Raw genomic sequence first — 26,686 nt, 5'->3', positions numbered from 1 at the left:
CGTTGGACATCCGTCGGGACCAGTCGGACGGGTCCCCGGCCCGGACCGCGACGGCCGGCCGGACCGGGGATCGCCGTCACGCGTCGGGGGCGGGCGCCTCGCCCTGGGGCCCCTCGCCGTTCACCGCATAGGCGAAGGACCCGTCCGCGATCGTCACGTCGATCGAGGCGACCGGCTGGCCCTCCAGCGCGCGGTTCAGCAATTCCCGCGACAGCTCGGGCAGCAGCGTGTTCGTGATGATGTTGTCGATCATCCGGCCGCCCGAATCCGGGTCGTTGCAGAGCGAGACGATGTGCGCGACCACGGCCTCGTCGTAGGCGAAGGCCGCGTCGTGGTTCTCGCGGATGCGGCGGCCGATGCGGTCGAGCTGGAGGCGGACGATGCCGCCGAGCATGTCGGGCGAGAGCGGGAAGTAGGGGATCGTGACGATGCGCCCCAAGAGGGCGGGGGGGAAGACCTTCAGGAGCTGCGGGCGCAGGGCGACGGCGAGCGCCTCCGGGTCGCTCGCGTAGGAGGGGTCCTGCGCGAGCTGCACGATCGTGTCGGTGCCGACGTTGGAGGTCAGGATGATCAGGGTGTTCTTGAAGTCGATCCGCCGGCCGGTGCCGTCCTCCATCACGCCCTTGTCGAAGACCTGGAAGAAGATCTCGTGCACGTCCGCGTGCGCCTTCTCCACCTCGTCGAGCAGGATCACGCTGTAGGGCCGGCGCCGGACCGCCTCGGTCAGGCGCCCGCCCTCGCCGTAGCCGACATAGCCGGGCGGCGCGCCCTTGAGGGTCGAGACGGTGTGCGCCTCCTGGAACTCGCTCATGTTGATGGTGATCATGTTCTGCTCGCCCCCGTAGAGGGCCTCGGCCAGCGCCAGCGCCGTCTCGGTCTTGCCGACGCCGGAGGGGCCGCAGAGCATGAACACGCCGATCGGCTTGTTCGGGTTGTCGAGCTTGGCCCGGTTGGTCTCGATGCGCTTGGCGATCATCGCGAGCCCGTGCGACTGGCCGACCACGCGCCGGTTCAGGATCTCGGGCAGGCGCAGCACCGTCTCGATCTCGTCGCGCACCATCCGGCCGACGGGGATCCCGGTCCAGTCGGAGACGACGGAGGCCACGGCCTGCTCGTCGACATGGTCGTAGATCATCCGCGCCTCGGGCTCGATCGCCTCCAAGGTGGCGGCCTTGGCACGCAGCGCCGTGCGGCGCTCCTCGGCGCCCTCGGGCACCTGCGGCGGCGCCGCCGCCCCGCCCTCCAGGTCCGCGCCGACCGGCCCGGCGGCCTCGGGCGCCGCCGCCGGCGCCGCGGGCCCGTCCGCCTGACCCGCCAGCGCGGCGCGCAGGGCGCGGATCTCCGTGACGAGGCCGGTCTCCTCGGCCCAGGCCGTCTCCAGCCGGGCGAGCTTGTCCCCGAGATCGGCGATCTCGCCGTCGAGCCCCGCGAGCCGCTCCGGATCGTCGAGGCCGAGGTCGCGGTCGGCCGACAGCGCCGCGCGCTCGCTCTCCTTGGCGCGGATCGCCGCGCGGGTATCGGCGATCGCGGCGGGCACGGCGGTCTGGCTGATCGCGACCCGGGCGCTCGCGGTGTCGAGCAGGCTCACCGCCTTGTCGGGGAGCTGGCGGGCCGGGATGTAGCGGTGCGAGAGGTTGACCGCCGCGACCACGGCCGCGTCCGAGATGCGCACGCCGTGGTGCGTCTCCATCGGCGCGAGCAGGCCGCGCAGCATGTCGGCGGCCTGGAGGATGCCGGGCTCGCCGACCTGGATCGCCTGGAACCGGCGGGTCAGCGCCGGGTCCTTCTCGAAATACTGGCGGTACTCGGCCCAGGTGGTGGCCGCGATGGTCTTGAGGGTGCCCCGCGCCAGCGCCGGTTTCAGCAGGTTGGCGGCGTCCCCCGTCCCGGCCTGGCCGCCCGCGCCGATCAGGGTGTGCGCCTCGTCGATGAACAGGATGATGGGCTTCGGGGAAGACTGGACCTGGTCGATGACCGAGCGCAGGCGCTGCTCGAACTCGCCCTTCATCGAGGCCCCGGCCTGCATCAGGCCGATATCGAGGGCGTGCAGCCGCACCTCCCGCAGGGAGGGCGGCACCGCGCCCGCGGCGATGGCCTGGGCGAAGCCCTCGACCACCGCCGTCTTGCCGACGCCGGCCTCGCCGGTGAGGATCGGGTTGTTCTGGCGGCGGCGCATCAGCACGTCGATGAGCTGGCGGATCTCCTCGTCGCGCCCGCGCACCGGGTCCATCTCGCCGGCCTGCGCCTTGGCGGTGAGGTCCTGGGAGAAGCGGTCGAGGGCGGTCTGGCCCTTCTGCGCCGCGGCGGCCGGCGTGCCCGCCGCCACCGGCCCCGCCCCGTCCATCGGCCGGAGGTTCTCCTCGTCGGAGCGCGCCCAGACCGAGCGGTGCTCGCTCATCAGGGTGTCGACCGGGATCCGGCCGAACTCGGGCGACAGGCCGAGGAGCGCGCGGCGCAGCTCGTTCGACTTGAGGGCGCCGATGAGCAGGTGGCCGGAGCGGATCTGGGTCTCCCCGAACAGCAGCGTGGCGTAGTGCCAGCCGCGGTCGAGCAGGTCGACGATGTGGTTCGAGACCGCGGGCATCTCGGTCTCGTTGCGCCGCAGGGCGTCGACCGCCTTGGCGAGGTCGGCGGCGAGGCGCCCGCGGTCGAGCTTGTAGGCGTCGGCGGTGAGCGCGAGGTCGGAGGCGTCCTGCCCGTGCAGGCAGCCCAGCCAGTGGGCGAGCTCGACATGGCGGTGGCCGGCCGAGCGCGCCTGGCGCAGGGCCTGGATGAAGGCGTCGTAGCCGACCCGGTTGAGCTTGCCCGTGACGGTCTCGAGGCTGATGTCGCTCACGATGCACTCCCTGCGCGCTGGTCAGCACGGCCGACGCGCTCGGCTGGATGGAAGCGGGCGTCGCGCCGGTGGCTGCCGCCGGACGCGTCGGCCCCGCTGGCGACCCAGCTCGTGTAGCCGAGGCGCCCGAAGGTCCCGAGGCGCAGCGGCTCGACGGAGGCGACCGGCAGGGCCAGCTCCACGTCCCAGTCGAGCTCGTCGCCGAGGTAGAAGAACACGATGTCGGCGAGCATCCGGCAGCGCTCGCCGCCCGGCAGCAGCCGCTCGTAGGCGGGGAGGTCCGCCGCGTAGATGCGCAGGCGGATGCGGTCCTCCACGGAGAACACGCTCTTGCCGATCAGCAGGTCCTGCCCGAGGCGGGCATTGGCGCGGCCGAGGCGGGAACGGTCGTCCGGCTCGAATTCGAGGAAGGTGCCGACGAATTCCTCGAGCTCCACCGTGACGCCGAGGAGCCCCGCCAGCGCGTTGCGCAGGCGCGAGCCCGAGCGGGCGGCCGGGGCGAGCAGGCCCGCGAAGGCGATCTTGCCGGCATCCGGCACCGTGTCGAGGTTGCGGAAGACCGGCGAGCCGAGCCCGATCGCGGCGCCGACATAGCTCTCGAACCGGTCGGCCGCCGGGTGCTCGTGCTGGGCGATCGGCCGGGCATCCGCCCAGGCGCGGTAGAAGAGCTGCAGGAAGCGGTGGTTGATCACGTCGAGGAAGCGCGGCAGCGCGTCGTCGCGCTCCAAGAGCCAGCCATAGGCCTCGTCGGTGGTGGCGAGCGGCAGGGCGCCCTGCGGCCCGAGCAGCCCGAGGAAGCGCACGAACAGGCGCAGCCGCTCCGCCCCGTCGCGGTCCGCCGCGCCGATGGTCGAGGCGGGGAAGTCGAGGAAGGGGTTCTGCCCCAGCGTGACGCCGTCCTCGCGCCGGCTCGCGCTGTCGCCGATCCGGGGGCGGTCGGGGAAGCTGCGCTCGATCCGGCGCAGGGTGGCGAGCAGGTCGTGGGCCCAGGGCTCCCCGAGGAGGCGGTCGGTGAAGCTCACAGCAGCCTCCGCCCGCCCGCCCGCGGCGGCCCGCGCAGGATCTCGCCCCGCTCCACCGTGCGGACCACGGTCTGGGTGAAGTGGTTGAGCGAGGCGTACTCGGCGAAGAAGCGGTCGAGGATGGCGCCGAGGAGGTAGGGTCCCGTGCCCTCGAAGGCCTTGTCGTCGAGGGTCACGGTCACCTCGGTGCCGCGGGCCGTGCCGGTGCCGATGCGCTGGCGCAGGCGCCGCACCACGGGCCGGCTGTCGACGCTGCGCAGGCCGCGGATGCGCCGCTCCACGGTGCTGTCCGAGAGGTCGGCGAAGAGCATCAGCGCCTCGCGCAGGGCGGCCGCCCCCCGGCCGGCCCCCGATTCGACGAGGCCGAGGCGGTTGAGGCTGAGCAGGCTGATCAGCCGCCAGGAGACGGCGCCCGTGTACAGGGTCTCGGAGCGGCCGTGGAGCTGGGCCACGACGGGCTCGCGCGGGCGGGTCGGCCCGGCGACGCAGACCACGTCGAGGGCCTGGTCGTCGGCGAGGCGGAAATCCGCTCCCGCCTCGCCGACCGGCAGCAGGTCGGGCAGGTGCCGGTTCGAGCAGAGGGCGCGCACGCTGAGCTCGGCGACCGCGCTCTCGTCGTCGATCCCCGCGGGCTCGAGCAGGGAGAGGAACAGGTCGGTGCCCGTGTAGTCGGAGGCGGTGCCGAGATGCCGCTCCTTGCTGGTGCGCCGTCGGGGCATGCGCCGCACGGTGTAGAACAGGCCGGCGGTCCCGGAGGCGTCCGGCGGCGCGTAGAGGGGCTGGACGGGGATCTTGCCCGGGCGGCCGGGCTGGTGGGCGTAGACCTGCAGGATCCGGTGCGGCTCGAAATCGAGGGTGCGGCTGCGGTCGGCCACGAGATGGTACTCGTGCTGGTTCGCGCGCACCGCGACCCGGTCGAGGCTCATCTCGAACAGGTTGACCGCCGGCACGGCGTAGAGGGCGAAGGCCTCCGGCCGCACGGCGGAGCCCAGCCGCGGGCTCGCCTCGTCGAAGCAGAACACGATGTCGAGGCTGCGCGTGCGCACCGCCTGGAGCGCCCGGTGCAGCCGGCTCAGGCGGAAGCCGAGGAACTTGCGCGGGAAGGCGAAATACTCGCGCAGCAGGTCGAAGCCGTCGAACAGCCGGTTGTCCTTCGGGATCAGGGTCTCGCCCGGGCCGAACCCGACCGGCTCCAGGGTGTCGGTGGGCAGGGACACCAGCACCGGGTCGCCGAAGGAATCGAGGTAGCGCAGGTAGATCCCCGTGCAGTCGGCGAAGATCTGCTCGTAGATCGCCACCGCCTCGGCCTCCGGCCCGACGAGGTGCACCGGCAGGCAATCCAGGGCGCAGCCCGCGAACCAGGTCTGCGGATCCGCCGCCGCCTTGCCCGCCGCCTCGTCCTCCACGGGGCCGGTGCGGTGCACGAGCGTCAGCCGCAGGCCCGCGACGACGTCGCTGCCGCCGATGCCGAGCGCCTGGAGGGGGCCGGGATGGGTGAAGTACTCGGCCGCGGCGATGTCGAAGGGCCAGATCCGCAACTCGTCCGTCGTCCGGAAGCGGCAGGCGATCTGGCGCTCGCGCTCGCGATAGGTCGCGTCGAGATGGGCGCCGCGCGGGATCCGGGGGCCGTCGCGGAGCGCCGGGTCGCCGAAGGCGGGCTTCACCTTCGCCAGCAGCATGGAGGGCGTCGGCGCGAGGTAGTTCGGGACGAGCTGCTCGAGGAGGTTCTGGGTGAATTCCGGGAATTCGTGCTTGATCTTGAGCTGGACCCGGGCGGCCAGGAAGGCGGCGCCCTCGAGGAGCCCGGTGATCAGCGGGTCGCCCTGGCCGTCGAGGAGGCCGCCGAGCCGCTCCGCGATGCCGGGATATTCCTCGGCGAACTCGCGCGCGTGCTCGCGCAGGAAGCCGAGCTCCCGGTTGTAGAGGTCGAGGAACTCGCGGTTCACCGGGCGCGCCTCGATCGGGGCGTCTGCCGCCCGCTCATCGCTGCGCGACCCGGATGCGGCCGGTATCGCGCTCGAGGTCGGCGACGAACTCCACGGGGACGTTGAGCGGGTCGGCCCGGATCTCGGCCCGCACGAGGAAGCGCAGCTTCAGCTCGGCCGGGTCGACCGTGGCATCGCGGCGCGCGGTGATCGATCCCGGCGCGAGGCGCGGCTCGAAGGTGCGCAGGGCCGCCGCGATCTCGGTGGCGATGCCGTCGACGCCGCCCTCGTCGATCGTCATCCGGGAGATGTTGACGAAGCCGTGGTTCAGGATCGAGCGGCGGATCTCGGGGAAGGCTTCGAGGTCGAGGTCGGCGGCGAGATGGACCGCGTTCATCAGCCGCTCGAGGTCGCGCGCGACGCTGCGCTGCAGGTCGGCCGCGCCGACGGCGATGCGCGGGCTCGTCCGGCGCCCGGCGACGATGCGGCCGCCCTCCTCGTCGCGGATGTCGAGGTGCTGCCGGGCGTCCCGGTCCCGGTTGGCCGCCCGGAAGATCTCGATCAGCGGATTGCGGACGCGTCCCGCATCGGCCCTGGCGGCCATGTCCTCGCTCCTGAACGCGCCGTGTCCCGCGCGGCGGCGGGAAGGGATGGTCCTGCATGGGGAGGGCGCCGTCCCCGCCTTCCGGCGGCCGGCGCCCCGTGGATGTCGGGAAGGAGGCCGCCGCCGGCGCGTCCCGGGAGACGGGACCGCGCCGGCGGCGCCGGAGACGCTCAGCCGGCGATGTTCTTGGCGATGTGCCACTTGTGCTCGGTCTCGGCGCCCTTGCTGCCGTCGGCGTTCTGGACGGCGTACTTCACGTGGAAGGTGCCGAAGTTCAGCGTCACGTTCTCCGTGAGCCGGTCCTCGCCGCCCGAGCCGCCGAGGGAGACGTGGGTGACGATGATGTCCTCGAGGTCCACGGTGAGGTACTCGAGCGGCTTCTCGCCGGCCTTGCGGATGATGAGCTTGCCCTTCTTGATGTGCTTGCCGTTGCAGCAGTGCTGGAACAGCGTCGCGCTCGACTTGTCGATGTACTTGGTGATGCTCAGGTCCTGAACGCTCACCTTGCCGGCACCGGAGCCGGAGCCGCCATGCGTGGTGCCCGACTGCGCGGCGCCCCACGACCAGGCGAGGACGTCGATCTCGTCCTTGTATTTGTGGTCCTGCGACTCGCCCTTGATCCCGTCAAGTTTGAGGAAGATATCAACGGCCATGGCTGCATCCTTTATCGAGTTGTGATCTTTATCTTCGTATCGACACAACAGCTGATTGCAGCGGCTTGGGGCGCTGACGCATCCGGCCGCCGACCCGATCGGGACTTTCGAGAGCAAGTCGAAGACTTGAGGAAAATCCCTATCCGGAATTCAAGAGCATTTTCCGACAAGACGCGGTGTGAAACATCACGCTCTGGACCGGTTTCGACGTTCGATGCCGCTGCGCGGCCCCCTCCCGGCCCGTTCTTCTATTCGATCGGCGACGCGAGACCCCGTTCGTGACCGCGCTCCGGGCGCGGTTTCCGACCCGGAGCGACCCTTCCCGCCGGCACGGCCCCGTGGCGGGGCGCGTACCGGATCCCTGCACGCCGCTACTGCTTCGGAGCCGGCAGCCGCGAGACGAGGCTCATGCCGATATCCATGCCCTCGAGCTGGTAGTGCGGCCGCAGGTAGAACTTCGCGGAGTAGTATCCGGGGTTCTCCTCGTCGGCGAAGATGTCGACCCGGGCGGCGGAGAGGGGCTTGCGGGCCTTGGTCTGCTCGCTCGAATTGGTCGGATCGCCGTCGACGTACTCGTTGATCCACTCCTGGAGCCAGCGCGTGAGCTGATCCTTCTCCTTGGTGGCGCCGATCTTGTCGCGAACCATGCATTTCAGGTAGTGCGCGAAGCGCGACACGGCGAACATGTAGGGCAGGCGCGAAGACAGGTTGTCGGACGCCGTCGCCTCGACGCCCTTCTCGCCGTAATACTGCTTCGGCTTGTACAGCGACTGGGCCCCGATGAAGGCGGCCTTGTCGGTGTTCTTGCGGTGGATCAGTGGGATCAGGCCCGACTTGGCCAGTTCCGCCTCGCGCCGGTCGCTGATCGCGATCTCGGTCGGGCATTTCAGGTCGATGCCGCCGTCGTCGGTCGGGAAGGTGTGGCAGGGCAGGTTGATCACCTCGCCGCCCGACTGCACGCCGCGGATCCGCACGGTCCAGCCGCAATCCTTGTAGGCCCGGTTGATGTTCACCGCCATGGCGTAGGCGGCGTTCATCCAGGCGTACTTCTCGCCGGCATGGCCGTCGGTATCCTCCTCGAAGGCGAATTCCTCGACCGGCTCGGTCTTGGCGCCGTAGGGGACACGGGCGAGCACGCGCGGCATGCACAGGCCGACATAGCGGGAATCGGGAAGGTCGCGCAGGCTCTTCCACTGGGCGTAGTCGGGCGTGTCGAAGATCTTGCCGAGGTCGCGGGGATTGGCGAGCTCGGTGAAGGCGTCCATGCCGAGCAGCGTCGGCTCCGCCGCGGCGAAGAACGGCGCGTGGGCGGCGCTGGCGACCTTGCCGAGCTCGCGCAGCAGCTGCACGTCCTGCGGCAGGTGGCTGAAATAGTAGTCCGAGATCAGGCAGCCATAGGGCTCGCCGCCGAGCTGGCCGAACTCGGCCTCGTAGACCTTCTTGAACAGCGGGCTCTGGTCCCAGCGGGCGCCGGGGAAGAGGCGCAGGTTCTTGAACAGCTCCTGCTTGGAGACGTTCATGACCTTGATCTTCAGGGTGGTGTCCGTCTCCGAGTTGAAGACGAGGTAGTTCAGCCCCCGCCACGCGCTCTCGATCTTCTGGAACTCGGGCGCGTGGATGATCTCGTTGACCTGCGCGGTCAGCTTCTCGTCGATGCGGGCGATCATCTCCTCGATCGTGTCGAGGACGTCGTCCTTGATCAGCGAGGTGTCCGACAGGGCCTCGCGGATCAGGGTGCCGACGGCGTTCTCCACCTCCGTCGCCGCCCGCTCGGTGCGGGGCTTGAAGCTCTGCTTCAGCAGGTCCGCGAACTCGCTCGCCTCCGCCGTCTGCTGACCGGCGGGCGCCGCGCCTTGCGCGAGCTCAGTACTTTCGGCGGCCATCGATGCGCCTCTCGGGTCGGGAATGGAACGGAGCGGGGCGAAGCCCGAATCTTACGATTCGGGCGTCTCGGACTTGTCGGAGGCGCCGGAGGGCGCGGCGAGACGCGCCTTCAGCGCCTCCATCAGCGCCGGGTCCTTCAGGAGCGCCTTGATCTGGTCGCTCGCGGCGACCTTGCCGTCCATGTAGCGGAGCAGGTTCGAGAGCTGCTCGCGCGCCTCGAGCAGGCTGGCGAGGGCGGGAACCTGGCGGGCGACCGCGGCGGGGCCGAAATCGTCCATCTTCTTGAAGTGCAGCTCGACCGACATCTTGTTGGCGTCGTCGCCCGAGAGGCGGTCCTTGACGTTGAAGCGCGTGCCCGGATCGATCGCGGCCATGCGCTGCTCGAAATTGTCCATGTCGAATTCGAGGAACTTGCGGTCGGCGACGTCCGGCTTCTCCACCGTCGAGGCGTTGCCCGAGAGGTCCGAGAGCACGCCCATCACGAAGGGCAGCTCGACCTTGCGCTCGGCGTCGTAGGGATCCTCGTAGGTGATGTGGACGCGCGGCGGCCTGTTGCGCTTGATGAACTTGTGGCTCGAATCGGCCATTTGAGCGGCCCTCCCGTAGAATCCGTTGGAGGCAGACAGGTTGCCTTAGCCAACCAAATGCGCAGACTCTCTACACAGCGAATGCCCTGCGCCGCCGACAGCAACCCAACAAATTTTCTCAGTGCATGCAAGAGGCAATTTCGGTCGGCCCCCTCTGTTTTCCAGTAGACGAAACCGCTTCGAAGGAAAGGGATTTTCGCACAGGTTGCGGCGTGACTTGCCGGACCGGCAATGCGTCCGGCCAAGATCCGGAACAGCGCTTGCAAAGCCCTCGGCATCATAGCCCGGATGCCGAATTGTCGCGAGATGAAATGAGATTGCGTCGGTCCGGGCTCTACGTGAAACCTGCCGGATACTTCGCGGTCATGTGCTCTCGCTGTCGGAGAGCACGTCCTTGAGGATGGCAAGGAAATCCCGGTCGGCGAAGCTTGCCGCCTTCTCGAGGAGGAGCGGGATCGGGCTCGCCGGCTCCGCCCGCCGGAAATGGGTTCCGACCTCGCGCAGCAGCGCCATGGCTTCCGCCCGCGTCGCCGCCTTGAATGCCGGCGGGGGGGCGGACTCGGCCTCGGCGGGTTCCGCCTCGCCGCCGTCGACCGCCTCGGCGGGCGCGTCCCAGGAATCCTCCGCGTCTCTGCCGTCCCGGCCCTCCTGCTCGTCCGGCACGGCGGCGAGCTGGTCGAAGGTCAGGCGCAGCCCGCGGCTCGCGCCGATGACGATGGCGGCGTCCGAGACCTGGTTCGGCATCAGGATCCGCATCACGTCGAGGAAGGACTTGCCGACGAGCATCCGGGCCTGCCGCACCAGGACCTCGGCCGGGCTCGACGGCTCGTGCGCGCGCAGATAGGCGGCGGCCGCCGCCAGCGCCGCCGCCGCCTCGGCGGTGGTCGCGATCGCGCCGACCGGCCGGGCGGGCGCCGCCGCCGCCACGGGGGCGGATGCCGCGGGCGCCGCCTCGGAGCCCTCCGGCGTCGGTGCCGCGGCCTCCGGCGCGGGCGCCGCCGCGCCGAGGAAGGCCCGGATCCGCCCGACGAGGCCGCTCAGGCGCTCGAGGATGACGGCGTTGCCGTAGCCGCCCCGGGCGAGGGTGACCGCGCCGACCCGGTCGGCGGCGTCGGCGATCGTCGCCAGCGCCGCCTGGATCGGCTTCAGGGCGTCCGGGTCGGCCTCCGCCAGGACGCGCTCGACCGCGCCGCGGTCCGGCCCGGGCTCGCCGTTGCGCGGCGGCACCTCGCCGTCGGCCACCATCACCGTGCGGAAGCTGACCGGCCCGTGCCGCCGGCTCTGGATCAGGGTCACGTGCTGGAGCGGCAGGACGATGGTCGGCACGTCGTCGAGCCCATGGAGCACCGCCGTGCGCAGGTCGTAGCTCTCGCCCTCGCCGCGCGGATGCACCGCCTCCCACTGGGTCTCCAGGAGCCCCGCGACGGCCGCGAGCACCTGCCCGAACCCGCGCAGGTCGCGGTCGAGCATCGCCAGCCGCGCCAGCAGGGTCAGGACCCGCAGGTCGCGCGTGCGGTCGAGCAGGCCGAGGAGCCGCTTCGATTCACGCCCGAAATCGATCGTGGAGCGGTCGAAGACCTGCTGGTTGCCCTCGTCGTCCCGGCTGAAGAACGAGGACGGGAGCTGGGCCTCGACATGCGCGAGGCTGTTGAGGAAATCGAGGTCCGCCGCCTCGTCGAGGTCCTCGCCGCAGGGCAGGTCCGCGCCGAGGGGCTCGACCAGTCGAGCCGCGTCGAGATCGAGCGCCACGGTGCGGGGATGCCTATTCGGTCTTCAGGCGCGTCTCGACCCGCCGGTTCTGGCTGGAGAGCGGATCATGGACCAGGGGCTTCTGCTTGCCGTAGCCCTTCGCCTCGAGCCGCGCGTCCGCGACGCCGTGCGTCTTCAGGAAATCCACCACCGAGCGCGCCCGCCGCATCGAGAGGTCGAGGTTGAAGGCGTCGCTGCCCATCCCGTCCGTATGCCCCTCGACCACGAACTGGGCGCTGGACAGGGCCGGGTCGTTGAGGGCGCGGGCGAACTCGTCGAGGTTCAGGCGGGCGGAGGGGGTGAGGTTGGCCGAGTTGTAGTCGAAGTTCACCCGCAGGTCGAAGCCGTCGACGGGCTTCGAGCGGTCCTGGACCTGCTTGCCGCACTCGCTCTCGGTGCCGATGCAGAGCGCCCGGGTGCCGCCGAGGCCGGGCTGATTCGGGGGCGCGAAATGCGCGACGATGTCCGACGCCTTGTAGGCGGGATCGGCATGGGCCGCGGTCGCCGCGAGGACGAGAGGCGCGAGGAAGGCGAGGTGCCGGACCGAGTCTCTCATGGGATATGTCTTGACAACGGAAATGGCAGGTTGACGATCCTCGGATCGCGCGAGAAATCATCTAGCGCGAACACGGTCGGAAAGCTAGCGCGGATCAGATTGTGGATTACGGCGATTACTCCGGCTCCTCGCAGCAAGGCCGTGTGGCCGAACTCGTCACATCGGCAGGACGCGACAAGTTCGTCCTTGTCCATTTCGAGGCCGAGGAAGGCCTGAGCTCACTGTTCGAGTACAGAATCGATACGCTCTGCGACGATCAGAACTTCAATTTCGACAGTCTTCTCGGCAAGAACGCCCATGTCCGGTTCCGGTCCTATGACGGGATCGACCGCTTCTACAGCGGCATCGTCGTGGACGCGCAGTGGACCGGGGTGCAGCAGGACGCCAACGCCTACCGGCTCACCCTGCGCCCCTGGCTATGGCTGCTCGGGCGGCGCGCCGATTGCCGCATCTTCAAGGACAAGTCCGTGCTCGACATCGTCGAGGACGTGTTCAAGAAGGCCGGCTTCAGCGATTTCGAGATCAAGGCCAATCGCGGCGACTACGACAAGATCGAGTATTGCGTGCAGTATCGCGAGAGCGATCTGAACTTCGTCAGCCGCCTGCTCGAGGAATGGGGGATCTACACGTTCTACGAGCACAGCGCGGGCAAGCACAAGCTCATGCTCGCCGATTCGCGCTCCTGCCACCGTCCGGTCAAGGCGGGCGGCGGCACCATCCCGTTCATCCCGGTCGCCGGCCAGGACCGGCGCGAGCGCGAGCATCTCTCGGCCTGGCACGCCGCCCGGAACTTCCGCACCGGGACCTTCGCCACCAACGACTTCGACTACATGAAGCCCGCGGCCAACCTGAAGGCCGATGCCCGCGGCTCCGAGCGCTACGAGAAGGCGAGCTTCGAGGCCTACGATTTCCCGGGCCGCTACACCGAGCAGGGCCTCGGCAAGAAGCGCGCGAAGGTGCGGCTCGAGGCCGACCAGGCGCTCGACCACCGCCGCAACGCCATCGGAGATGCCGCGAGCCTCTATCCGGGCAGCCTCGTGACGGTCCAGAAGCACCCGGCCGATAACGGCCAGTACCTCGTCGTCTCGGCGCGCCACGTCATCAGCCCGGAGACCTACCGCAGCGGCCCCGGCGCGGGCGCGGGCGACGTCTACCGGGGCGTCTACGAGCTGCAGCCCGTCGACCGGCCCTTCCGCGCGCCCCTCGTCACCCCGCGGCCGCAGGTGCACGGCCCGCAGACCGCCATCGTGACCACCCGCAAGGGCAAGGAGAGCGAGGAGATCGACGTCGACGAGGAGGGGCGCATCTTCGTGCAGTTCCACTGGAACCGCGACAAGGACAAGATCTCGCGGCCCGTGCGCGTGGCGCAGATGTGGTCCGGCAAGTCCTGGGGCTTCCAGGTCATCCCGCGGGTCGGGCAGGAGGTCGTGGTGCAGTTCCTCGAAGGCGACCCCGACCAGCCGCTGGTGGTGGGGACGGTCTACAACAAGGACTATCCCTATCCCTTCAAGCTGCCCGACGAGAAGACCGTCTCCGGCATGAAGTCGGATTCGACCAAGGGCCACGGCGGCTACAACCAGCTCACCTTCGACGACAAGAAGTCCTCGGAGAAGATCAACCTCCGGGCCGAGAAGGACCTCGATTCCGTGGTCCGCCATGCCGAGACGCGCGAGATCGGCGTCGCCTTCGAGACGCCGAGCGGCAAGCCCTCGCGCTCGACGGTGATCAAGAACGGCGACGACAGCTTCAAGGTCGAGAGCGGCAACTGGAAGTCGGTCGTCGCCCAGGAGGTCCACATCAAGGCGGGGACGAAGGTCGTGATCGAGTGCGGCACGAGCAAGATCACCATGGATCCGGCCTCGATCACCATCGAGGCCGGCAAGATCACGCTGCAGGGGACGGCGCTGATCGAGGAGAAGGCGCCCCTCATCACCCTCAACTGAGGGGCCGCCCGTGACGGGAACCCGCTTCAGCACCGCCCGGGATCTCTACGCCGCGTTCCCGAGCACGGAGCGCGACATCAACGCGGAGCCCACCGACGAGCCGCCGCTGACCTTCCTGCAGCGGCTGCGCCAGAGCGAGACGCCGGAGGATGCGGTCAGCTTCCTCGCCTACGCCCTCGGGCGGCGCGAGGGGGTGTGGTGGGCGGCCCAGAGCGTGCGCCTCCTCTGCCGGATCGCCGCCGGCCAGGAGGACGCGCCGTTGCAGGCCGCCGAATCCTGGGTCCGCGACCCGGACGACCTGCGCCGCCGCGAGGCCCTGCGCCTCGGCATGACCGGCAACCACCGCCTCGCCACGCCCTGGGTGGCGCTCGCGGCGGGCTGGTCCGGGGGCAATGTCGGGCCGAGCGCCCAGGCCGTGGTCCAGGCCACGCCGGAGATGACCCCGAAGGCGGTGCGCACCGCGATCCTCGTGGCGCTCGCCACAGTCAGCGCCCGCGACCGCTCGAGCCGGCTCCAGGCCTGCATCGATCTCGGCGTGCCGCTGATGCGCCGCACGGAGGGGTGACGGCCCGGAACGCCGCGCCCCGGCCCGTATTTCCACCGCCGAGCCAAGGGCTTGACGAGGATCCCGGTGGGGACCCTAGACTCGCTCCCGGTGCTCCCCGGCCACGGCGGCCGCCGGATCCCGCATACGCGGCGCGCCGGCGCGCGGCCTTGACCGGGACGCAGGGGCGCCGCATCCGGGCGCGCGGCCGGGGCCTGCAGGGGTTCTGTCAGGTTTTGCCGGGGTTCTGCCAGAGAGACGGACGATGACGCTCACTCTGACGATCGAGAACTTCTCCGTCCTGCCCGATGCGGGCCCGCTGAGCATCAGCCTGTCGGGGCGGCGCGGCATCGATATCGGCCGCGACCAGTATCTCGACTGGACGCTGCCCGATCCCGACCGGGTGATCTCGGGCAAGCATGCCGAGATCCGCCACCGCGACGGGGGCTACTGGCTGCAGGACGTCTCCCGCAACGGCACCTTCCTGAACCGCAACCCGCAGCGCTTGCAGGAGGCCTGCCGGCTCAAGGACGGCGACCGGATCCAGATCGGCCAGTACGTCATCCTGGTCCGGATCGAGGGCGCGGCGGCCCCGGCGGAGGAGCCGCCCCCGGCGGGGCCGGCCGATCCGCGGGACTACTGGGACCTGCCGGGCGCGGCGCCGCCGGTTCCGAGCCACAGCCTGAGGCCGGCCTCGGCCTTGCGCCCGGTCCGGCCGGACTTCATCGACTGGGCGGTGGACCTGCCGGGAATCCCCGGCCCGTCCGCCCCGCCCCGCCCCGAGCCGTCGCCGGAGATGGACTGGAGTCGCGCGAGCCCGCCGCCGCCCGCACCCCCGCCGCCGGCCATGCCGACGCCGCGCCGGCCCGCCGAGGCGCCCTACGCCTTCGATCCGCCCTTCTCCGCGCCCCCCGTCGCCGCGCCCCCGCCTTTCGCGCCGCCCCCCTTCCCTGCATCGCCGCCAATCCCTGTGTCGCCTCCCTTCGCCGAGCCGCAGCCGGCCGAGCCTCCGGCCGCCGCGCTGCCGGACAGCCCCTGGAACGTGCCCGATGCGCGCCCCACGGCGCGCGCGCCGGAGAGCGCTCCGGAGAAGGCGCCGGAGCGGGCGGAGCGGGGTGCGGACGGGCCGGCGCGGGGGGGCCTCGACGGCGACGCGTTCGTCCGGCGCTTCGCGGCGGGCCTCGGGATCCCGCCCGAGATCCTCGGCTGGCAGGATCCCGGGGACCTCGCCGAGGAGGCGGGCGCGCTGCTGCGCCTCAGCGCGGACAACGTGAAGCAGCTCCTCGCCGCCCGCACCGAATCGAAGCGCGTCGCCAAGGCGTCGAGCCAGACCACGATCCAGGCCCTCGACAACAACCCCCTGAAGTTCTCGCCCACCGTGGACGATGCCCTGCGCATCATGCTGGGGCGCCCGTCGAGCGGCTTCCTGGAGGCGCGGCGGGCGATGGACTCGAGCTTCCGTGACCTGAAGACGCATCAGGTCAAGACCTACGCCGCCATGCAGAACGCCCTGCGCCTCCTGATGGAGGATCTCAGCCCGGAGGGGATCGAGGGATCCGACGAGAAGGACCGCGGCCTCGGCGGCCTCCTCGGCTCGCGCAAGGCCCGGCTGTGGGACATCTACACGGCGCGCTGGGACGCCCTCGCCTCGCCGCACGACGACGGCATGGTCGACGTCTTCATGATGTTCTTCTCGGATTGCTACGACAAGAGCCGATAGGGCGCTCGCAAGCCGAAGCGGACACCGGTTCGGCTTGAGAGCGCGTCAAGACAACGGCTCTAACCCGTCGCTTCGACGCGCGCTCTCGCGCCGGGCCGGTCTCCGTCCCGGCGGAGGAGGCGTGAGGCCGTCCGCGCCCGGGCGGCCTCACGGTTAGCCGGGATAGTGTCTTCGCCGCACGGCATGACAGTCGATCGCGATGTATCCGCGCCGGATCCCCGCGGCATGCCGCGAAGAATTTCCGGTGGAAACCGAACATCCTCGATCGAAATACGTCGCCACACAATCCGATCGGCCCGATCACCTGTGTGTCGCCGCTGTTCGTACTGAACAGCGGCATGGGGTGCACAGGTCCGGAACGCGCGGGCGGCGGCTGGACGCCCTATAGGTGGTGACTTTTCCGGGATTTAGCCTGTGCCGGGGCCGGCGAGCATTGGCCCTGTCCGAAAAAGCCGCTATGCCTTCGGCTGCGGTACGGGGTGCGACGGGCGGGCCCGGAGCGGTCTCGCGCGAGACGTCGGCGTCGCGCGTCGGCGCCTCTTTGCACCGGGAGAGCTGGCAGCGATGTCTTGGCGTAGCAAGGTGGTCTGGACCGAGGGGCTGTTCCTTCGGCCGCATCATCTTCAGCAGAGCGACCGCTACGTCGAGGGGCTGGTCGAGAGCCGGACGCGCCACGTCACCCCCTATCCGTGGGGGTTCTCGACCCTCGAGATCGACCGCGACCTCGCCCAGCAGAGCAAGTTCGCCCTGCGCCGCGCCACCGGCATCATGCCGGACGGCACGCCCTTCGACATCCCGGCGGAATCGCCGCCGCCCCCGCCGATCGAGGTGCCGGAGAACGCCGGCAAGTACGTGGTCTGGCTGACCCTGCCGGTCGGGGCGCCGAACACCCGCGAGGTCGAGGCGGCCGAGGCCGAGAGCGCGAGCCGCTTCGTGCCCGCCAGCGTGCGCCTGATCGACACCACCTCGGCCCTGCGCATCGAGGAGGAGATCGAGGTGGCCCAGCCCCGCCTCGCCTACGAGCTGCGCAAGACGGCCAAGCCCGGCTATGTCGGCCTGCCGATCGCCCGCATCGTCGAGGTGCGCGACCGCGCCATCGTGTTCGACGAGACCTTCGCGCCGCCGGTCCTCACCAGCGCGAGCCACCCGGTGGTCCATGGCTGGATCGAGCGGGTGATCGGCTGGGTCGAGAACAAGCTGGAGGAACTCGCCCGCTACGCCGCCGACCCGACCGCGGGCGGCGGCCTGCAGAGCGCCGACTACTTCATCCTGCAGGTGCTCAACCGGCACATCCCGGTGCTCCAGCATTTCGAGCAGTCCCGCTTCGTCCATCCCGAGCGCCTCTTCGAGGAGTTCCTGCGGCTGGCCGGCGAGCTCGCGACCTTCACCACCGCGGAGCGGCGCGCCCGCACCTACCCGCCCTACGACCACGACGACCTCGAGAAGGTGTTCGCGCCGCTTTTGCGCGACATCCAGGACTTCCTCTCGGCGCAGCTCGGCCGCCGCGCCATCCGCCTGGAGATCATCGAGCGTGCGCCCAACGCCTTCGTCTCGATGATCCGCGACCGCAACCTGTTCCGCAACGCGAGCCTCGTGCTCGAGGTCGCGGCGCGCCGGCCGCTGACCGAGATCCAGGCGCAGTTCCCGCACCTGTTCAAGGTCGGCCCCAACACGAAGATGAACGAGATCGTGCACGCCCACCTGCCGGGCGTGCCCCTCGTCCACCTGCCGACCCCGCCGCCGCAGATCCGGGCGATCACCGACCACGTCTACTTCCTGCTCGACCGGCAATCGCCGCTCTGGCCCGAATTCTCGGTGGCGAGCTCGGTCGGCATGCACTTCTCGGGCGACTGGCCGCAGCTCGAACTGGAGCTGTGGGCGGTGCTGGAGGGGCGGCGGTGAGCGCGCCGCGCCGAGGCCTGATCCGCTCCGGCGCACTTGCATGCGCCGAGCCGGGATCCGCTTCGGCGGAGAGCGCTGCTTCGGGTCCTTGGTTTGACGCGCTCTCTTTCGCCGAACCGGTATCCGCTTCGGCGGAGAGCGCTGTGGAGAGCGCTCCTGCCGGGGGAGGGCCGCCGTGAACGACCCCTTCGGCCGCAGCGACCGGACGATCATCCTGCCGGATCCCGGCGGGCGGCGCCGGCCGGCCGAGGCGCCCGCGGCCCCGCTGCCGCCGCAGGCGCCGGCCCCGCAGCCGTTCCAGCCCGTCCCCTATCCGCAGCCGCAGCGCCCCGCTCCGCCTTCCGCCCAGCCCTCCACCGCCGACGGGCAGGACGACTGGGCGAATTCCGACTTCTCGGCGCGCCGCCCCCCGCCGGAGCCGGTCGAGCGCCAGCGCGCCCTGGTGATGAAGCGCGACGTGGTGGTGGCGCCCAACACCAACCCGTTCCTGCGCGCCGCCGCGCCCCTCCTGCTCCTGCTCGGGCGGCTGCGCGTGCAGCTCGCCACCGCCTCGTTCTCGAACCTGATGGAGCAGGTCGCCGCCAGCATCGAGGATTTCGAGAAGGAGACGCGCGGGAGCGGCGCCTCGGCCGAGCAGGTGCGGGCGGCCAAGTACATCGTCTGCGCCACCGCCGACGACATCGTGCAGAACATCCCCACCGACGAGCGCCACGTCTGGGCCCAGTACAGCATGCTCAGCCGCTTCTTCGGCGAGCGGGTCGGCGGCGTGCGCTTCTTCGAGGAGCTGGAGAAGGCGAAGCTCGACCCGGGCGGCAACTACCACCTGCTGGAGCTGATCCACGCCTGCCTCGGCGTCGGCTTCCAGGGCATGCACCGCACCAGCGGCGGCGGGGCGGCGGCCCTCCAGCAGATCCAGCGCAACCTCTACGAGCTCCTGCGCCGCACCCGCGCGCAGAGCCGCGAGCTCTCGCCGCGCTGGCAGGGCCAGGCGATCGCGCCGGAGGCGATGCGCTTCCAGGTCCCGCTCTGGGCCTCGGTCGCGGTGGTCGGCGCGGTGCTGCTCGGCCTGTTCCTGCTGCTGCGCACGCTCCTCACCGGCAATGCCGAGGCGACGGCGACGGAACTCGCCCTCCTCCACCCGACCAGCGAGATCGGCATCCAGCGCCGGGTCTACGCTCCGCCGCCACCCCCGCCGCCGCCGCCGCCCGAGAGCCAGGCCGGCCGCTTCCAGGACGCGCTGAAGGCGGAGATCAACGACAGCTCGGTCGTGGTGATCGAGTCCGGCAACCAGGTCGTGCTGCGCCTCGCCGCGGCCCTGTTCCCGCCGGCCGATGCCCGCGTGAAGCCCGCCTTCACCGGCCTGCTGCAGCGCCTCGCCACCCTGCTGGAGAAGCAGACGGGGCCGATCAAGGTGGTCGGCCACACGGACGCGATCCCGATCAAGACGGTGCGCTTTCCCTCGAACTTCGTGCTGTCGGAGGCGCGGGCCAAGGCGGTCGCCGACATCCTCAAGGCCGGCCTGTCGAAGCCCGACCGCGTCGCGATCGAGGGCAAGGGGTCGGACGTGCCGATCGCCAGCAACAAGACGCCGGAGGGCCGTGCCCGCAACCGGCGCGTCGACATCGTCGTTCCGCGGGAGCGCTGAGGAGGCCGCGATGCGGGGCGAGGCGGGGGAGAAGCGCGTGGGGACGCGCATGGGCCGCGCCCGGGGCGACGCCGCCGGGCACGGACGCTTTGGGGTTTCGGGGTCATGACGCTCCAGGCCTGGCTGCGCAACACGGCGCTCGTTCTCGGCGGGATCTGCCTGTCGGTCCTGATCTGGTGGGCGGGGCCGCTCCTGGCGGTGGCCGACGTCCGGCCGCTGGAGGCCGCGTGGCTGCGCGCGATGCTCTGCGCCCTGGTGCTCCTCGCCGTCATCGGCGTGGTGGCCTGGGACCTCTACAAGCGCCACAAGGCGACGCGGGAGCTCCAGACCGAGATCGCCGGCAGCGAGGCCGAGGCGGGGGACGGCGAGACCCTCAAGGAGCGCATGGCCGACGCGCTCGCCACCCTGAAGAAGGCGCGCGGCGGCAAGGGCAGCACCCTCTACGACCTGCCCTGGTACATCATCATCGGCCCGCCGGGGGCGGGCAAGACCACCGCCCTCGTGCGCTCCGGCCTGAAGTTCCCGCTGGCCAAGGGCCGCACCCCTGAGGCCGTGGCCGGCCTCGGCGGCACCCGCTACTGCGACTGGTGGTTCACCGAGGACGCCGTGCTCATCGACACGGCCGGCCGCTACACCACGCAGGATTCCTCCCCCAAGGGCGACCGGGCGAGCTGGCTCGCCTTCCTCGACCTGCTGCACCGGACCCGGCCGCGCCAGCCGATCAACGGCGTGCTCGTGGCGATCAGCCTGGAGGACCTGCTCACCGGCGGCGAGGAGGGCATCGAGGCCCACGCCTCCGCGGTGCGCAGCCGCCTCGTGGAGCTGCACGAGCACCTGAAGGTCGACTTCCCCGTCTACGTGGTCTTCACCAAGGCCGACCTCGTCGCCGGCTTCACCGAGTTCTTCGGCCAGCTCTCCGAGGCCGAGCGGCAGATGGTCTGGGGCCACACCTTCCAGACCACGGAGAAGACCCGCAACATGGTCGGCGAGGTGCCGGCCGAGTTCGACGCCCTGGTCGAGCGGCTCAACGAATGGCTGCCGGACCGGCTGCAGGACGAGGTGGCGCCCACCGCCCGCGTCGTGCTGTTCGGCTTCCCGAGCCAGGTGGCGGCGATCCGCGGCCGGGTGGTCGACTTCCTCGGCCGGGTGTTCGAGCCGAGCCGCTTCCACGTGAACGCGACGCTGCGCGGCTTCTACTTCACCTCCGGCACCCAGGAGGGCACGCCGATCGACCAGCTCATCGGCGCGCTCTCGCGCAGCTTCGGCTCGCAGGACGTCGCGGCCTCCGCCTATTCGGGCCGGGGCAAGAGCTACTTCCTCACCGACCTCCTGCGGAAGGTCGTGATCGGCGAGGCGGGCTGGGTCTCCACCAACCGCGCGGCCATGCGGCGCTCGAACCTCCTGCGGCTCGCCGCCTATTCCGGGCTGGCGCTCGCCGCGGCGATCCTCGTCGGGCTGTGGTGGACGAGCTTCCTGCGCAACGGCCAGCTCGTCGCGCTCACCAACGGCCTGACCGGCAAGTACCGCGCGGACGCCGCCGAGATCCTGCGCGAGCCGGTGGTCGCCGACCGCAACTTCTCGAAGGTGCTGCCGCTCCTCAACGCGCTGCGCTACCTGCCGACCGGCTACGCGACCCGCGACGAGGGCGAGCCGATCCTCGCGACCTTCGGCCTGAGCCAGCGGCCCCGCCTGCGCTCGGCCGCCGAGACGAGCTACCGGGCCGGCCTGGAGCGCCTGTTCCGGCCGCGCCTGATCTTCCGCCTGGAGGAGCAGCTCGAGGCCAACCGCGCCAATCCCGGCTTCGTCTACGAGGCGCTGAAGGTCTACCTGATGCTCGGCGGCCGGACCGAGGCGCCCCTCGACCGCAACCTCGTCGTCGCGTGGTTCCGCCGGGACTGGGCCGAGAACCTCTATCCGGGCGCCGGCTTCGCCCGCGGGCGCCAGCTCCTCGAGGACCACCTCCAGGCGATGCTGGATCTCGACGACGGCAGCACCCCCCTGGTCTCGGTGAACCAGGCCCTCGTCGAGGATTGCCAGCGCACCCTCGCCCGGCTCAGCATCGCCGAGCGCACCTACGAGATCTTGAAGTCCGAGGCCCGGCCCGCCACCGCCCGCGACTGGACGGTGCCGAAGGCCGCCGGGCCCGATGCCGGCCTCGTCTTCGAGGCGGCGGGCGGGGCCGACCTCGACAGCGTGCGGGTGCCGTTCTTCTTCACCTATGACGGCTTCCTCGACGCCTTCATCGACCGCTTCGGCGACGCCGCCGACATCGCCGAGCGCGACCGCTGGGTGCTCGGCGCCGCCGGCGAGCAGCCGGCCTACCGCGCGCAGTACGGAGCTCTGTTCGGCGACCTGCTCAAGCTCTACGCCCGCGAGTTCCAGCAGAGCTGGACCGCTGCGCTCCGCAAGCTGAAGCTGCGCCCGCTCGCCGCCGACAAGCCGCGCTACCTCGCCCTCCAGGCGATCGCGGCGCCGACCTCGCCGCTGCGGCAGATCATCGAATCGATCCGCGACGAGACGCGCCTCACCCGCGAGCGGCCGGTGAGCGCCACCGATCAGGCCAAGAAGGCGGCGATCGGCGCGGTGGTGAAATCCGCCGAGCAGCGCATCGGCGCGGCGATGCCCTCCGGCACCGGCGACGCGGCGGTCGCGCTCGGCCGCGCCACGGCCGGCAATGCGATCTCGGCCACCGGCATGGCGCCGGTCGACCGCTTCGCCGGGGCGGCGCAGGCGCCCGGCGCCAATATCGAGGCCGCCTTCCGCCCGTTCCACGTGCTCACCGAGGGCGATGCGGGCCGGCGCACCACCGACGCGCTGATCGCGATCCTCAACGAGATCAAGAACGCGGCGCTGGAGGCGACGAATCCGAGCCAGGCGGCGGCGGCCAACAACACCCTGGTGACCCAGACCGCGGCCCTGCGCGCGCTCGCCGCCCGCTTCCCCGCCCCGTTCGAGCCGATGATCCGCCAGATCGCCGCCGAGTTCGAGGGCAGCGCCACGGGCGCGGCCCTCTCGCAGCTCGGCAAGGCGCTCGCCGACGAGGTGATCCGCGACTGCCAGCAGATCGCGATGAACCGCTACCCCTTCACCCGCGGCAGCGACCGCGAGGTGCCGCTCGCCGACTTCGCCAAGCTGTTCGGCCCGAACGGCAGCTTCGACCGCTTCTTCACCCAGAACCTCGCGGCCCGGGCCGACCGCTCGCGCCCGCAATGGGCGTGGCGGGTCGACGATCAGGTGGCGCGCGGCTTCTCGGCGGCGACGCTCCGCGAGTTCCAGCGCGCCGCCGAGATCCGCGAGGCCTTCTTCTCCACGGGCGGCACCATGCCCGCCGTCACCTTCTCCGTCACGCCGCTCACCCAGACGGGCGATGCGGGCCAGGCCAAGCTCGACGTGAACGGCAGCGTCGTGGCCATGCAGGGCGGCGTCGCCACGCCCACCGCCGTGCAATGGCCGGGCCCGGCCGTACCCGGCCGGACCGTGCTGCAGATCGAGAGCCCGCCGAGCTTCTTCGGCACGTCGAGCGCGCCCACCACCGTCGTGGAGAAGACCGGGGCGTGGTCCCTGTTCCGGCTGCTCGATTCGGGCTCGGTGCTGAAGCAGGGCGACGCCGTCGTCGCGACGCTGAATGCGGGGTCGCGCCAGATCTCCTACAAGTTCGGCGTGAACACCCTGCAGAACCCCCTCGCGCTGCCCGCCCTCCGCGAGTTCCGCTGTCCCACGGGGATCTGACATGCCCTGCGGCCTCTACGGCAAGCTCCCGGCCAAGCGCGACTTCGTCGCCCTCGCCATGCCCCGCGCCCTCCTCAACGCCTGGGAGCCCTGGATCCAGGGCGGCCTCTCGGCGAGCCGCCAGCATCTCGGCGAGGGCTGGACCGAGGCCTATCTGCGCGCGCCGATCTGGCGCTTCTGGCTGGGCGCCGGCATCGCGGGCGAGCCGGTGCTCGGCGCCTTCATGCCCTCGGCGGACGGGATCGGCCGCTACTTCCCCCTGTCGCTCCTCTGCCGCGGCGAGGGCGCCGAGAGCCTGCCGCCGCCCGAGCTCGAGCCCTTCGAGGGCTGGTTCGGCCAGGCGGAGGCCTTCCTCCTGTCCACCCTCTCGGACGGCGCCGCCTTCGATGCGGTCACGGCCGGCCTCGCGGCCCTGCCCGACGCGATGCCCTCGGGCCTGCCCGCGCCGACGGCCGGGGCGCGCCGCCTGCGCGGGGGCGCGCTGATCGCGCCGGCCGAGGGCAACGACTTCGCCGCCGCCCTGAACCGGCTGCGCCCGCTGGCCCATGCGGGCCTGCATGCGGGAATGAGCTATTGGTGGACCGTCGGGGGCTCCGGGTTCCCGGCCCTCGCGCTCACCGCGCGGGGCCTTCCCGACCCCTACCTCTTCGCGGGCTTCCTGACGGGGCAGTTCGATGCGGTCGCCATCTGATCACGTCCCCATGACCGGGACGCTGCCGATCGACCTGCTGCAGATCGAGTGCGGCAGCCTCAGCCATCCCGGCAAGGTCCGGTCCGAGAACGAGGATTGCTGCTTGGTCGCGCCCGAGATCGGGGTCTTCGCCGTCGCGGACGGCATGGGCGGGCACGAGGACGGGGCGCTCGCCAGCAGCACCGTCGTCGGGGCTCTCGCCTCGATCGGCGCCGCCGTCTCGGCCGCGGACCTGATGGCGCGCTTCGAGGACCGGATCCTGCGCGCCAACGCCGTGCTGCGGAGCGCGGGCCTCGCCCGCAGTTGCGTGGTCGGCTCGACCGCGGCGGTGCTGCTGATCTTCGGGCGCGACTTCGCCTGCCTGTGGTCCGGCGACAGCCGCGTCTACCGCATCCGCGGCGAGGCCATCGAGCAGCTCACCCGCGACCATACCGAGGGGCGCGACCTGTTCGAGCGCGGCATCCTCTCGGCGGCGGAGATGGCGGCCTGGCCGCGCCGGCACGTGCTGACCCGGGCGGTCGGGGTGCGCGACCGCCCGGAGATGGACCTGGAGCAGGGCCAGGTGATGACCGGCGACATCTTCGTGCTCTGCTCGGACGGGCTCACCGGCCATGTGGAGGACCGCGACATCCTGCTGGCCGCCGGCACCTCGGCGCCGCAATGGGCCTGCGCGGCGCTCGTCGACCTCACCCTCGAGCGGGGCGCCTCCGACAACGTCACCGTCGTCGTCATCCGCTGCAGCGACCACGGCGAGCCGGCGGGCCGCCCGGCCGCCGCCAGCCCGGCGACCGTGATGCTGCCCGTCCGTCCCGCGGGCGGAGGAGCCTCCTGATGGCGGCCGACCGCACGATCGTGGACCTGCGCACCGGCAGCCGGGTCGGCCCCGGCACGCGGCTCAACGATCTCTACGAGATCGACGCGCTGGTCGCCGTCGGCGGCATGGGCGAGGTGTTCCGCGGCCACGCGATCGAGACCGGCGACCCGGTGGCGATCAAGGTCATGCGCACGGAGTTCGCCGAGAACGCCCAGGCGCTCGCCCTCTTCCGCAAGGAGGCCTCGGCGCTCCACAACCTGCACCACGGCGCGGTGGTGCGGTACTACGTGTTCTCCGTCGACCGCCAGCTCGGCCTCCCCTATCTCGCGATGGAGTACGTCGTCGGCGAATCCCTCGCCGACCGGCTCCGGCGCGGGCCCCTCGACTACGAGGCCGTCGAGGTCCTGCGGCGGCGCCTCGCCGGCGGCCTCGCCGCGGCGCACGAGGCGGGGATCGTCCACCGGGACGTCACGCCCGACAACATCATCCTGCCCGCGGCCGACCCGGCGCGGGCGAAGCTCATCGATTTCGGGATCGCGCGGCTCGCCGCGACGCAGACGGTGATCGGCGACGGCTTCGCCGGCAAGTACGCCTATGCCTCGCCGGAGCAGCTCGGCCTGCAGGGCGGCGAGATCACCCCGCGCTCGGACATCTACAGCCTCGGCCTGGTCCTGGCGCAGGCGAGCCTCGGGCGCGCCCTCGACATGGGCGACCACCCGGCCGCCTTCATCGCCAAGCGCTCCGCCGTTCCCGACCTCACCGGCATCGACCCGCGGCTGGTCCCGCTCCTCGAATCCATGCTGCGGCCCGACCCGCGCATGCGCCCGGCGAGCATGGCCGAGATCGAGGCCTGGCAGGTGCCGGCAACCCGGCTCGCGCCGCGTCCGGCCGGCCCGTCCGGCGCGAAGCGCGGCCGCAAGGGGCTCGCGATCGGCGGCGTGGCGCTCGCGCTCGCCGGCGGCATCGCGGCCGTCGCCCTGCTCGGGACGGGCGGCCCGCAGGCCCCGGCCCCCGAAACCGGCGAGATCCTGAAGGAGCGCCGCGAGGAGCCGCGCGAGCGCACGGCGCCGCCGCCCCAGCCTCCGAAGGAGGAGGCCCCGCCGCCCGCGCCGCCGCGGCCGAGCTCCCAGCCGGAGACCGGACGGCAGCCGCCGGCCGATTCGCAGCCCCGCCCCGCGCCGCCCGAGCCCGAGCCGAAGCCCGAGCCGAAGCCCGAGCCGAAGCCCGAGCCGAAGCCCGATGCGACCGGCCCGGGCGGGACGACCATGGAGCAGGTCGCCGCCTATATCCGCAGCTATCGCGGCGGCGAGTGCTTCTTCCTCAACCCGACGACGGTCAGCGGCCAGGAGGCGGTCGTCGAGGCCTACGGGACCACCGCGCGGCCGTTCCAGGACTTCGACGAGGCCTTCCGGCGGACCTTCGGCTTCGAAGCCAAGATCCAGCTCCGGCAGATCGAGCGCGGCCAGTGCCCGGTGGTCGACCTGCTCGCGCGGCAGGCGCAGCTCCGGCCGACCAACGTGCCCAAGCTCCGGCTCGACGGCGACCGGCTGCGCAGCGGCGAGGAGCTGCGCGGCACCGTGGAACTCGGCGAGGCGCCGGAGATCACCCTCCTCCTGGTCGAGCGCGACGGCTCCGTGCACGACCTCGCCCGCTACCTGAAGCGCTCGGGCCGGCAGGCGAGTTTCGCGGTCCGCCTGGAGGTTCCGCCCGCCGGCAACGGACGGTCGCAGCTCATCCTCGCCGTCGGAAGCCGGACGCCGATCGCCACGGGCAGCGCGCAATCCGGGAGCGATGCGATCCTGACGAATCTCGCGCAGGAGCTGGGCCGGCCGGGCTCGGGGCTCGGCCTCGCCGTGCGCCTGATCAAGGTCTGGAACTGAGC

The 26,686-nt window shown here is 71.4% G+C and carries 18 protein-coding genes; 9 read left to right on the top strand and 9 right to left on the bottom strand.

Annotated features, from left to right (window positions below):
• Positions 1-76: 76 nt before the first annotated feature.
• The 9 genes from tssH to MTDSW087_RS07105 all read right to left on the bottom strand — a co-directional run bounded on the left by tssH (position 77) and on the right by MTDSW087_RS07105 (position 11,816).
• Entirely contained in the window at positions 77-2,836 is a 2,760-nt protein-coding gene (gene tssH / locus MTDSW087_RS07145; RefSeq protein ID WP_144762194.1) for a type VI secretion system ATPase TssH, read from the bottom strand.
• Positions 2,833-3,858: a type VI secretion system baseplate subunit TssG gene (tssG, locus tag MTDSW087_RS07140; RefSeq protein WP_144762191.1), complete on the bottom strand. Its 1,026-nt coding sequence runs from the start codon at positions 3,856-3,858 to the stop codon at positions 2,833-2,835. Before tssG ends, tssH begins: the two co-directional genes overlap by 4 nt.
• Complete coding sequence (gene tssF, locus MTDSW087_RS07135) at positions 3,855-5,804, bottom strand: type VI secretion system baseplate subunit TssF (RefSeq protein WP_144762188.1); 1,950 nt, start codon at positions 5,802-5,804, stop codon at positions 3,855-3,857. Before tssF ends, tssG begins: the two co-directional genes overlap by 4 nt.
• A 34-nt stretch (positions 5,805-5,838) precedes the next feature.
• Positions 5,839-6,387 (bottom strand): type VI secretion system baseplate subunit TssE, encoded by a 549-nt coding sequence (locus MTDSW087_RS07130; RefSeq protein ID WP_144762185.1) that lies wholly within the window; start codon positions 6,385-6,387, stop codon positions 5,839-5,841.
• 170 nt (positions 6,388-6,557) lie between these two features.
• Complete coding sequence (locus tag MTDSW087_RS07125; protein ID WP_144762182.1) at positions 6,558-7,040, bottom strand: Hcp family type VI secretion system effector; 483 nt, start codon at positions 7,038-7,040, stop codon at positions 6,558-6,560.
• Between the two features lie 371 nt (positions 7,041-7,411).
• Positions 7,412-8,923, bottom strand: coding sequence for a type VI secretion system contractile sheath large subunit (tssC, locus tag MTDSW087_RS07120; RefSeq protein WP_144762179.1), 1,512 nt, complete (start codon positions 8,921-8,923; stop codon positions 7,412-7,414).
• A 51-nt stretch (positions 8,924-8,974) separates the two neighbouring features.
• Positions 8,975-9,511, bottom strand: coding sequence for a type VI secretion system contractile sheath small subunit (gene tssB, locus MTDSW087_RS07115; protein ID WP_144762176.1), 537 nt, complete (start codon positions 9,509-9,511; stop codon positions 8,975-8,977).
• A 363-nt stretch (positions 9,512-9,874) separates the two neighbouring features.
• A complete protein-coding gene (locus MTDSW087_RS07110) occupies positions 9,875-11,260 on the bottom strand; it encodes a type VI secretion system protein TssA (protein WP_144762173.1) in 1,386 nt (461 codons plus the stop codon).
• Between the two features lie 13 nt (positions 11,261-11,273).
• The gene (locus MTDSW087_RS07105; RefSeq protein WP_144762170.1) at positions 11,274-11,816 is read right to left on the bottom strand and encodes an OmpA family protein; all 543 of its coding nucleotides are present in this window, start codon (positions 11,814-11,816) and stop codon (positions 11,274-11,276) included.
• Positions 11,817-11,917: 101 nt separating this feature from the next.
• On the opposite strand from MTDSW087_RS07105, the gene MTDSW087_RS07100 reads away from it, so the two are divergent.
• The 9 genes from MTDSW087_RS07100 to MTDSW087_RS30565 all read left to right on the top strand — a co-directional run bounded on the left by MTDSW087_RS07100 (position 11,918) and on the right by MTDSW087_RS30565 (position 26,684).
• On the top strand, positions 11,918-13,759 hold the full coding sequence (locus MTDSW087_RS07100) for a type VI secretion system Vgr family protein (RefSeq protein ID WP_144762168.1): 1,842 nt from the start codon (positions 11,918-11,920) through the stop codon (positions 13,757-13,759).
• 10 nt (positions 13,760-13,769) lie between these two features.
• Positions 13,770-14,324 (top strand): DUF6931 family protein, encoded by a 555-nt coding sequence (locus MTDSW087_RS07095; protein WP_144762165.1) that lies wholly within the window; start codon positions 13,770-13,772, stop codon positions 14,322-14,324.
• Positions 14,325-14,568: 244 nt separating this feature from the next.
• Positions 14,569-16,023, top strand: a complete 1,455-nt coding sequence (gene tagH / locus MTDSW087_RS07090; RefSeq protein WP_144762162.1) for a type VI secretion system-associated FHA domain protein TagH — start codon at positions 14,569-14,571, stop codon at positions 16,021-16,023.
• 564 nt (positions 16,024-16,587) lie between these two features.
• Complete coding sequence (tssK, locus tag MTDSW087_RS07085) at positions 16,588-17,925, top strand: type VI secretion system baseplate subunit TssK (protein WP_144762159.1); 1,338 nt, start codon at positions 16,588-16,590, stop codon at positions 17,923-17,925.
• 175 nt (positions 17,926-18,100) lie between these two features.
• The gene (tssL, locus tag MTDSW087_RS07080) at positions 18,101-19,570 is read left to right on the top strand and encodes a type VI secretion system protein TssL, long form (protein ID WP_144762156.1); all 1,470 of its coding nucleotides are present in this window, start codon (positions 18,101-18,103) and stop codon (positions 19,568-19,570) included.
• Between the two features lie 105 nt (positions 19,571-19,675).
• Positions 19,676-23,299: a type VI secretion system membrane subunit TssM gene (gene tssM, locus MTDSW087_RS07075; protein ID WP_144762153.1), complete on the top strand. Its 3,624-nt coding sequence runs from the start codon at positions 19,676-19,678 to the stop codon at positions 23,297-23,299.
• Position 23,300: 1 nt separating this feature from the next.
• Positions 23,301-23,990: a type VI secretion system-associated protein TagF gene (tagF, locus tag MTDSW087_RS07070; RefSeq protein WP_144762150.1), complete on the top strand. Its 690-nt coding sequence runs from the start codon at positions 23,301-23,303 to the stop codon at positions 23,988-23,990.
• A 10-nt stretch (positions 23,991-24,000) separates the two neighbouring features.
• Complete coding sequence (locus MTDSW087_RS07065; protein ID WP_144762147.1) at positions 24,001-24,822, top strand: PP2C family protein-serine/threonine phosphatase; 822 nt, start codon at positions 24,001-24,003, stop codon at positions 24,820-24,822.
• Positions 24,822-26,684 (top strand): serine/threonine-protein kinase, encoded by a 1,863-nt coding sequence (locus MTDSW087_RS30565; RefSeq protein ID WP_144762144.1) that lies wholly within the window; start codon positions 24,822-24,824, stop codon positions 26,682-26,684. Before MTDSW087_RS07065 ends, MTDSW087_RS30565 begins: the two co-directional genes overlap by 1 nt.
• The last annotated feature ends 2 nt before the right edge of the window (positions 26,685-26,686 follow it).

The organism is Methylobacterium dankookense, assembly GCF_902141855.1.
GTDB lineage: Bacteria > Pseudomonadota > Alphaproteobacteria > Rhizobiales > Beijerinckiaceae > Methylobacterium > Methylobacterium dankookense.
Note: the sequence above shows the minus strand (reverse complement) of the source record. Positions and strands in the feature narration are given on the sequence as shown.